This is a genomic window from Butyrivibrio sp., assembly GCF_024699075.1.
On the sequence record NZ_JAILQF010000270.1, the window covers coordinates 1 to 2,159 of the forward strand.

A 2,159-nucleotide genomic window follows, 5' to 3' on the forward strand; every position below is an offset into this window, starting at 1 on the left:
TATTTGGCCTGACATTTGGAGCGTATGGATGCGCTGATATATCTCTTTCAGATAAAGAAACAGACGAAGATACTGATGCAAAAATAAGCGAAGAGGAAGAAGAATCAGATAAATCAGAAGAAGCATCTTCTGATAATAAGCTTAAGACATCTTCAGTAAATGACGACGTAACAGAGCAGGATGAAGATAAAGATGAAGCTGAAGATAAAGATAAAGCTGAAGATGAAGATGAAGATGATGTCGCCTCGGCTGATGATTCTCCATTGTGGGTTCTTGGAGAAGATGATTATGCGGAGAATGCATCTTTTATTCAATATGACCAGGATGCAGTTATCAATATATATACCGGAGAAAACGATGATGGGCAATATGCAGGCATCAGAGTAGACGTGGGTGGTGTTGAAGGATCTGGAACTGTATTAAATATCCTCGACTATTCAAGCGATAAAATGGATTATTATAGTTTTTTGAACATATATGAAGTTGGTGTTGCCGATTGTAATTTTGATGGCAGGGATGACGTAATAATCGTCGGTGAAACTAAACTGGGCATGAAGGTCGGCATATGTGAATACGAAAAAAAGGAATATGAAGCCGATTCTTTTTTACTAAATGACTACTTTTCAGAGAATATGACCGAAAAGCTTGCTGATGATATTTCTGTATCCGGGGTTATAAATTCTATTTATGGTGAATCCTATAATGGAAGCTTTGAAACATATCAGGAGGCTTTTCTTTCCGTTCTTGATATGTCTTTACTTCGGTACGGAGAAGAAGATATTTATTACGATCTTATATATTTTAATGATGATGATATTCCTGAGCTTGTAGTTGATCACACTGGATATTATGTATCTATGTATTTATATGAAGATGGAAAGCTCTATTGTCCTATTCTTGATTGGGGATATGGTGCAGGAGGAAATGGCGGATACGAATTTGTAGAAAGAACGGCTACTGTTGTCAATTTCAATACTGATTATGCAGGCATGATATATTGGAATTCATATCTTATCATGGATAGTAATCATGAAATAGTCGGGACTTATGCTATTAAAGGCTATAATTTTGATGATCTTAATGGAAACGATTATCCTGATGATGATGAATGTACACCTGAAGCGCTTGAAAATGCTGAGGGAAAAGAAATTTATTACTGTTATACTGATGAAGATATGACAGAAGAAGAGATTAAAGAAAAGATAAGTGAAATTGATAAGGGAGAAAGAGGATTTATAGGCGGCAATCTTACTCCTCACGAAGTGACTAAAAAGCTGACCTGAAAATCCATAGTCATATGGTGTCAAAATGAACTTTTGACCCTTACGTCATTTTATAAAATTATTAAAAAGCTCATCGCAGAATGATGTGTGTCACTAAAACCGGATACATATCAGATCGATGGGCTTTTTGTTTTCTAAACGATTTATGCTTATAAAAATAAGATTTTTGTCCGAAAAACATATTAGGCATTATTATGTCAAAAAATAAAAATGATATACAAGTATTTCTTTTTCCATATAGAATAGCTTATTTAAGCTGAATAATGATGCAATGTTAGGCACCTTATTAGCATTGTAGTCTCGGAGGATTCTGTATATGAAGCTGAAGACTGAAAATATTAAGAACTATGATGCGTTCCTTGAAAGTAACAGAAAAAGAGTTAACAGATATCTGAACATGGTTTTGTGGTTCTTTATATTGACGGGACCTGCTATCGCAATTGGAATAAGAACAGGTGTTTATACGGATATAGACTATAGTACGTGTATTAATATTTCTTTGGTTATGTTTATTGTAAGTCTGGCGCATTTTGCACTGACCAAAAAATGGCCAAAATCTATATATACCAGCTGTTTTGCCTTGTTGGCTCTTAATCTTTTGCTTGTATATATGTCTTATGATCATGTAGCTATAAATTTAACCTGGTTTATAGTTCCCATGCTTAGCATACTGCTTTGTGAAATAAGAGTTTATTTTGTGTTTGTAGGTATAAATTATATTTTGATGTTGCAAGCAACATATCTGACTGCTCCATATTTTATTAATCCCAATAGTGAATATGATTCTTTTGCCCGTACTTTTGCCAACAGGGTAGGTGGATATACAGTTGAAATGGTCATCATGTGTGTAGGTGGCTATGCCATCTTATATCTTGC

At 34.5% G+C, this 2,159-nt stretch carries 2 protein-coding genes; both read left to right on the top strand.

The genetic code is table 11. The features are described from left to right. Positions 1-1,283 (top strand): hypothetical protein (locus tag K6G87_RS11210; RefSeq protein WP_296837144.1); only part of this gene is annotated, 1,283 nt, incomplete at its 5' end. A gap of 316 nt (positions 1,284-1,599) precedes the next feature. Beyond that, the coding region (locus K6G87_RS11215; RefSeq protein WP_296837147.1) for a hypothetical protein at positions 1,600-2,159 on the top strand (560 nt) is incomplete at its 3' end.